The organism is Streptomyces sp. NPDC052107 (genome assembly GCF_040680215.1).
In the GTDB taxonomy this organism is placed as follows: Bacteria; Actinomycetota; Actinomycetes; order Streptomycetales; family Streptomycetaceae; genus Streptomyces.
Map to the genome: position 1 here is coordinate 1 of NZ_JBFAWG010000172.1, position 7,340 is coordinate 7,340.

The 7,340-nt window shown below is 66.0% G+C and carries 4 protein-coding genes and 4 pseudogenes; 1 reads left to right on the top strand and 7 read right to left on the bottom strand.

The window, feature by feature from the left end; all coding sequences use genetic code 11:
- Positions 1-60: 60 nt before the first annotated feature.
- The 7 genes and pseudogenes from AB0M27_RS45750 to AB0M27_RS45780 form a co-directional block, all read right to left on the bottom strand.
- A pseudogene (locus AB0M27_RS45750) lies at positions 61-447 on the bottom strand (transposase); the annotation flags it as partial.
- Positions 448-471: 24 nt separating this feature from the next.
- A pseudogene (locus tag AB0M27_RS45755) lies at positions 472-1,403 on the bottom strand (transposase); the annotation flags it as partial.
- Positions 1,404-1,772: 369 nt separating this feature from the next.
- Positions 1,773-3,353: a hypothetical protein gene (locus AB0M27_RS45760; RefSeq protein ID WP_365731981.1), complete on the bottom strand. Its 1,581-nt coding sequence runs from the start codon at positions 3,351-3,353 to the stop codon at positions 1,773-1,775.
- Positions 3,354-3,867: 514 nt separating this feature from the next.
- Positions 3,868-4,170: pseudogene (locus AB0M27_RS45765) on the bottom strand (transposase); the annotation flags it as partial.
- Positions 4,171-4,347: 177 nt separating this feature from the next.
- Positions 4,348-4,542 (bottom strand): annotated as a pseudogene (locus AB0M27_RS45770) (IS5/IS1182 family transposase); the annotation flags it as partial.
- Positions 4,543-4,588: 46 nt separating this feature from the next.
- The gene (locus AB0M27_RS45775; RefSeq protein WP_365731983.1) at positions 4,589-5,845 is read right to left on the bottom strand and encodes a sigma-70 family RNA polymerase sigma factor; all 1,257 of its coding nucleotides are present in this window, start codon (positions 5,843-5,845) and stop codon (positions 4,589-4,591) included.
- Between the two features lie 7 nt (positions 5,846-5,852).
- Positions 5,853-6,200 carry a YciI family protein gene (locus AB0M27_RS45780; RefSeq protein ID WP_365731985.1) on the bottom strand — a complete coding sequence of 116 codons (348 nt, stop codon included), beginning with the start codon at positions 6,198-6,200 and terminating at the stop codon, positions 5,853-5,855.
- A gap of 606 nt (positions 6,201-6,806) precedes the next feature.
- On the opposite strand from AB0M27_RS45780, the gene AB0M27_RS45785 reads away from it, so the two are divergent.
- Entirely contained in the window at positions 6,807-7,181 is a 375-nt protein-coding gene (locus AB0M27_RS45785) for a hypothetical protein (protein WP_365731987.1), read from the top strand.
- Positions 7,182-7,340 lie beyond the last annotated feature (159 nt).

Genomic DNA, 7,340 nt, shown 5'->3' on the forward strand with positions numbered 1-7,340 from the left:
GGAAGCGTGAAGAACTCCCATCATCGCAGGTCACAAGGCACTTCTTCATTTTCCCAAGCGTCATCCACAGGCATCGGTCGGTGGATCGAGGCTAAGGAAGGCTTCGTGGATGTCGTCGCGTATCTCCCAGCGGATGCGTGACCGGCGGAACCAGTGCAGCAGCGCGAAGCTCTGCTCGACCACCCATCGGTGGACACCCAGTCCTGAGCCATGTTCGGTGCCGCGGCGGGCGATGACCGGCGTGATCCCGACCGCCCGGACCTGCCGGCGGTACTTGTCGTGGTCGTAGCCCCGGTCGGCGTAGAGGCGGTCGGGGCGTCGGCGGGGCCGTCCGCGCCGGCCGCGCACCGGCGGAACGGCCTCGATCAGCGGCATGAGCTGGGTGACATCGTTGCGGTTGCCGCCGGTCAGTGATGCGGCCAGCGGGATACCGTGCGCTTCGGTGATCAGACATCCGATAGGATTCAGCGGTCAAGCTGCGGCAGCGAGGATGGGCTCGGGACGGGTGGGGTAAGCGATGGTTTCGTCGTAGGGCACGCGCTTATCGAGGCAGTGGTGCAAGCACCCGATCATGCGATTGAAGAGATTGCGCAGGGCTGCGATGTGCCGGTCGCCGTTGGCGCGTCTGCGGTCATAGTGGGCTCTGGCGCCCTTTGACACCGTCAGGGAAGCGAACGCCCAGACGTAGCCGGCAGCAGCGAGACGCTGGTTCTTGACCCGGCGAGCCTTGACAGAAACGCTCTTGCCGGATGCCCGGGTCACCGGTGCGGCTCCGGCATAGGACTTGAGGGCCCTGGCATCGGCGAAGCGAGACCGGTCGTCTCCGATCTCGGCGAGCACACGTGCGCCGGTGAGGGAGCAAGTTCCCGAAAGCTGGCGATGATTTCGGCGTCCGGGTGTGCCTCGAAAGCCTCCGCTGCGGCTTCGGCAAGCTCATCCGCGCCGGTGCAGACAGCATCCAACTTCCGCAGCAGCGTCAGAGCTTGGTGGCCCATCGCGTCCTCGACCAGCGGGAGCTGATGCATCTGCGGGGACCGGAGGGCCACGTGCAGGCGCGCAACCTCAGCCTCGATGCCGCGTTGGCGTCCGGCGTTCTTCAGCACCGCGCGCAGCTGGGTCTTGGTCAGTCGGGCGGCTCGGGCCGGGGTGGGTGCCGCTGCCAGCAGGGCGCGGGCGAGGGGTGAGCAGAGTCCGCCGAGGATCGGCTGGACGGCGGCGAGGTAGCCGGGGAAGTATTCGTGCAGGTGGGACCGGAGTTTGTTGGCAGCCTGGGTGCGGACCCAAACCGCGTCTTGTTGCGCGCGGGCCAAAACAGCGATGGCCTGGGCGAGTTCGCTGTCCGCGGGCATTGTTCGGTGTGCTGCGGCGTCGGTGCGCAAGATGTTGGCGAGGACCATTGCGTCGAGATGGGGTGTTACTTGCCAGGGGAGGGCGCGAAAAGGCCCCTCACTAGCAGGTTTCACGCCGATGAGGGGCCGTGTCAGGCGGCGTGGGCCGTCTCTGGGCCGTCGCCCGTCTTCGGGCCCTCGTGAGCGTGACCGGCGGCCCGGTACATCGCGGAGATGGCCTTCCGGGTCCGTGTCTCGCTGGACGGCATGAGGTGCGTATAGACGCGGAGGGTGAACCCCGGGTCGCTGTGCCCGAGGTGTCGGTGACCATGACCAGCGCACTGCCCTCGTCCAGGGTGAAGGTCTCCTCGCGGTACGCGGTCGGCGACAGGCGAGCCTCGGCGGATGCCGTGCAGCAGCTGAGTGCAGCAGACCAGCCCCCAGTCAGCTCAGGAACTCAGCGAGGGGGAACGAACGCCGACTCCGCGGCGGAATCAGAAAGTTCTGGCGATGGGTGGTGTGAACCACTGCATTCAGACCGGCTTTGGGTGAGCGCGGAGGAAAGTCGAGTCTTTTTACATCGGAATAGTAGCCGTCCATCGCCAGGCGAATGCGGTTGAACGTCTCAGTCGTCGGCACAAAGATCAGGAAGTGCAAGCCAGCTGCTTTCTCGGTGCTGTAATGGTCGCCGACTGGGTCGGACGTGTACTGGAAAGGGTTGTCAAGCGTGGCGAAATCACCGCGATTGGACACAGGTGTGCCGACCGGATAGGTCACGCCATAGTTACTGGTTGTCGCTTCCTGCAGGCGGTTCACCGGCTGCATGCTCCCATTGTGGCCGTAGCTGCCGGATTGCTTGACCCGCTGAAAGATGTCATCTTCGTTTTCGACGGGAGGATCCACGGTCACCGTTCCCCCGGGGACCGAGAGTCCAGGGCGGTACATCGCGCGAAGTCGGTCGGCGTATTCCGGGAAGTCCCGCGATCCAGCTCGCCCTTCCCCGTACCAGGTGGCCAGGTCGGAGTGCAGGTGCGAGAGAGGCATGATGGTACCGTACCTGAAATAGCCGTTAGGCCATTGGTCGGTCCAGCCGGGAAGTGTCTCCAGATTCGAAACCGGAGTGGAACTTTCCGCGGATTTGATCGTGGTGGTGAAGCCCAGAAAGATGGGCGCATGGACGGGGATGGACTTCGCTCCGGGCAAGCCGGCCTCGATGGCCAGCTTGCTGGCAAGTGACTGCTGCCCCGTGTGACCGCCTCCCGTGAAGCCTCTTCGGATGCTGGTCACCATGAAGAGATCGCCAGCCTGGCCGCTTCTCGCCCCGAACAGGGCGTTGGTGCCCTCCATGATGTTGTCGAGCGAGTCACTGCGCAGGAGCACAGCCACGTGGTTCTGCTCCAGTCGCACCTGGCCAAAGCCTGCAGGCGGCTGGTCGCTGGGATACGTTCTGGCGTCCTGGAGTGCGTAGACCGTGCGGCCCCGCTCTTTGGACGTGATCAGGTCTACCGGCAAGTAGTCGGGGTAACGGGTCCTCGCCTTGAAGAAGTGGGAACTTCTCCCAAGGCTGGGGATGTAGTGCTGGAAGTAGGGAAGTCCCCAGGCGACGACGACGCCCAGGCCGATGGGCGGTGGAGGGAAGCGCTTCTCCAGCCCCTGGATGACGGACTCCAAGTGATGCTGTGCCTCCTGCAAAGCTTTCGCGTTCGCTGGAATCTTCAACGTCGCGGTGATGACGTGATTGTGCAACGGCGGAATCAGGACGGGGATTGTTCCGTTATTACTTGCGACGCCTGTGCCGTCGTCCATGATGATTCGCGGTGTGGGAATCGCATATTGTTCCGGCGGTACGGGTTTGTTGGCCTCTACGGCGGCCCGCTCGGGTGGGGTGATCAGCTTGTCGATGACCTCGTAGATGCCTGCCGAAGTCAGAGCCACTCCAAGAGTTGCTGCCGCGATAAAGCTCCGTCTGCTCGGGTTCGCGGATTCCTCCGCGTCGGGCATCCCTTTTTCGCCCTCTTCTTTCACGGAATCCACCTAACTGCTCGACATGTGCGCCCATCGCCACCAGGTGTCATGACCAGGAGATACTCGACGTCGGTCGGTCCCGGACGTGACAATTCCCTTCCTCGGCTCCCATCGATCCTAGGGAAGCAATGGTCACTTAATTCGCCCATGCAGGCCGAGCGTGAGCCAGTCCTGGCGGGCCATTCGGGGCTTACGCGGGTGAGAGGCGGCGTCGGCCTCCCGAGCGCCGTGGCGCTGACTGAGATCACGGCCATGCCGCGCTGGATGGAGCTGCCCGCCATGGGCGCCTACGTGGAGGGCGAAATTGATTGGTCATGCTCACCACAACCCCGGGTGAAGGTTCGGCTGCCTGGTTGATCACTCCCGGGCCGTCTCTGGGCCGTGCGAGGGCGCCCAAGGGCACTCAACGGCGACCGACAGTGACAGACGAGCGACGGCGGCCGGCAGCGAAGCCCCAGGTCAGCGCCCCCGCGTCTAACGGGTTTCCATCCAGGGGTGGCGGTCAGGCAAGACGGTCTGACTTCTTGCCTGCGATGGTGTGGCGTTCGCGGTATCGGGACGCTGCCATCGGGTTGATCGCGCAGACGGGCCGGCCGGGGGCTCGCAGGCAGGCCACCAGCAGACCTCGGGTCGTTTCGATGGCCGCTGGTATGCGGGTCTCGGGGGTGTCTCCGTGTTCGACCGGGAGGTCGAGCAGCTGTTGGAGGCCGGTGGCGTCGTCGCTGATCCTGGCTCTGGCCACCGGCGTGCCGTCGGCATCGATGAGGGCGATGTCGTGGTGGTCGCTGGCCCAGTCGATACCGCAGAAGATCTTCATGGGGACCTCTCGTGTCCTTCCCGTCAATTGCACCTCTCGCTTGCTGGTCACAGCCGTGGACGCACGCGACTCCCTAATGGAAGGGCTCTGCTGGCCCAGCATCCGAATCAAATTGCAACATTCCAAGGGGATAAACGCCATTCTGTTAGGAGTTCCAAGGCGTGTTTTGAGTCCGGATCACGGGGTGTTCGGCAGGCTGCGTAGCCAGAGGATGGATCCGCGCTGGTGGAGTCCGGCGGTGTAGCTCTCGGGTGTCTTGTCGAAGCGGGTGGCCAGCCCCCGCCATTCCTTGATCTTGTTGATCAGCCGTTCCACGGTGTTGCGGTAGAGGCTGGCGTCGTCGCTGACCGGACGGCCGCCGGAGGCAGACCGCGCCGCGGACGCCGCCCGCGCCGTGCGCGGGCCTTGAATCTGGAGGTCAGGAGCCGGGCCTGGAAGTGCCGAGTTCCTCGATCCGTGAGATCAGGAATTCTCGCTCCACCTGGTTCTCGCTGAACAGCAGCGCCTCCTCGTAGGACGACCGGGCCTCTTCCTCGCGTCCAAGCCGGCGCAGTAGATCCGCCCGGGCCGCACCCACGTACCCGTACGACGCCAGCTGTGGCTCCAGCACCAAGGAATCCAAGGCCGCCAATCCTGCCGCGGGGCCGTCTGCGAATCCGACCGCGACCGCCCGATTCAGCGCGGCGATCGGGGAGGGCCAATGCCGGAGCAGCACGTCGTAGAGGCCGAGGATCTCGCGCCAGTCTGTCGCCTCCCAGCTCGGTGCTTCGTCGTGGACGGCCGCGATCGCGGCCATCAGTGCGAAGCGGGTGGGCGGTCGGCGCCGCAACGCCTCCCGCACCAGCGCGCGTCCCTCCGCGATGAGGGCCTGGTCCCACAGCGAGCGGTCCTGGTCGGCCAACAGCACCAGCCGGCCGTCCGGGCGGACCCGCGCCGCTCGCCGCGCGTCGGTCAGCAGGATCAGAGCCAGCAGCCCTGCGACGCCCGCGTCTCCCGGAAGGAGCTTCCTGAGCATCCGCGCCAGGTCGGTGGCGCGCGCAACGAGGTCGCCGCGCACCAGCTCGCTGCCGCTGGGCGCCGTGTGCCCGGTGGTGAAGACCAGGTTCACGACGGTCAGCACGCTCTCGACCCGTGCGGGCAGATCCTCGGAGTCGGGAACCCGGTAGGGGATCCGTGCGGCGGTGATCTTCTTCTTCGCGCGGGTGATCCGGGCGGCCATCGTCGTTTCGCTGACCAGGAAGGCGCGGGCCACCTCCGCGGTGGTGAGTCCGCACAGCAGCCGTAGCGTCAGCGCGACCTGCGCCTCCGGTGCCAGCGCTGGGTGGCAGCACGTGAAGATCAGCCGGAGTCGTTCGTCGGTGATGTCCTCGCTGTCGCCGGGCCCAGGCCTTACTTCTTCGTCCGCCAGCAGCGGCATCACACGCCACAGCGTCGCTTCGCGGCGGATCACGTCAGTCGCCCGGTTGCGGGCCGCCGTGGTCAGCCATGCACCCGGCCGTGCGGGGATCCCGCTGTCGGCCCACGCGGTCAATGCGCGTGTGTAGGCATCCTGCACGCACTCCTCGGCGAGGTCGATGTCGCGTGTGACGCGCACCGTCGCGGCGAGGACGAAACCCCACTCGCGCCGGTGCGCGTCGGCGATCGCCTCACGGATCCGCTCCGCGGCGACAGGCATGGCGCTCCTAGCTGAACGTCATGATCGGCCGCACCTCGACGCAGCCGAATTTCGCGGGCACCTGCTTGGCGATTGCCAGCGCGGCGTCCAGGTCGGCGGCCTCGATGAGGTAGTAGCCGCCGAGCGCCTCCTTCGTCTCGGCGTACGGGCCGTCCGTGACGATGTGGCCGCCTTTGCCGTCGGCACGCAGCACCGTGGCGGTCGTGGTCGGCTGGAGGGCCTGACCGCCCACGAGCGCGTCCTTGTTGTCGGCACCAAACTTGTTGTGCGCGTCCATGACCTCCTGGAAGACCTCAGGGGTCGCGTTCGCGTACTGGGCCTCGTCCTCGTAGATGAGCACCAGGTACTGAGACATGACGACGATTCCTCTCGTAGGTGGGCTCCCGATGAGCCTCTCACCACTCCGACGAACTGCGCACAAGCCGGATCGACACCGTGCTCGTGACTTTTACTCTCCTTTTGAGGACGTCCGCTGTGGGACGGGGGAGGCTCTGGGGCAGAGCGTCAGCGGCGGTACCGATCATCACGACCTGGGAGACGACCCGGCGGTTGACCCGGCTCGATGTCGCCGGCCCGGGCGCCCAGCCTCGTGCCGAAAGACCGTCTTCACGCCGCTTGACGCTCTAGCCTCACCCTTTCACGAGGGGAAGTTGCAGATGGGTGATCAGGGTGGGAGTTTGGCATCGCTGACCTGCAGCGTTGTTCCACGCCCGGGGCCTCGCCCGTAGCATCTGCGGCGTTCACCTCCCAGGTGAAGCTCCCGGTGCGCCAATGAGCGTTGTTCAACCTGAATTCGCTGGTCATGGGGCTGGCGTGAGCCGGGGCTGAGGTGCTCGTGCCGGTCTGGGACGTGATCGGTAGCAGGTGGTCATCCGACGCGTTGCCGGTTCGCCGGAACCGCGATGCTGGGTTGGGAGTGTCTCGTAGGCTCTGAGGAGAGCCGGGTGGGAAGGGGCTGCTGGTGGCGGATGTGCTGGTCTGGGTGATGCAGCGAAGGGTCGAGCTGGCCGATCGCGCCGAACGGCTGCGCAAGGAGCTCGCCGAGATCGATGCCGAGGTGACCCGGCTGGAGGCAGCAGAGGTGGTGATCGGGCAGTTCATCGAGGCCGAGCGGAGCGGGCAGGCCGGCGACCTGGCCGTGGCTGAGGAGTTGGAACGGGTGACGACGACTCCGGGTGCGGGCGAGATGCTGCTTGTCCCGCACCGCGAGCCGGGCATGGACGAGAGCGCGCTGCCCGACTATCGGGCGATCACGAAGATCGTGGTCGCGGCCTCGAAGCCGGTCCCGGCCAAGGACGTCAGCGTCCAACTCGGCAGAGGCACCCAGCGTCTCTAATCAGCTAAGCGATCCCATGCGAACCGTAGGGTCCGGTGCGGGTTCTTCCCACCTGGGCGGGGCAGCGTGAGCGTGGAGGTGGAATCCCGCGCCCAGTGCTGCTCCGCGTGGCCGGTGTCGGCGGGTGGTGGGTGTGCTGATCGTGGTCACGTCCTGGTG

Coding starts and splice junctions, on each gene's coding strand:
- AB0M27_RS45775 (WP_365731983.1), bottom strand. CDS start 5,845: ATGCCTGTCGCCGCGGAGCGGATCCGTGAGGCGATCGCCGACGCGCAC.
- AB0M27_RS45780 (WP_365731985.1), bottom strand. CDS start 6,200: ATGTCTCAGTACCTGGTGCTCATCTACGAGGACGAGGCCCAGTACGCG.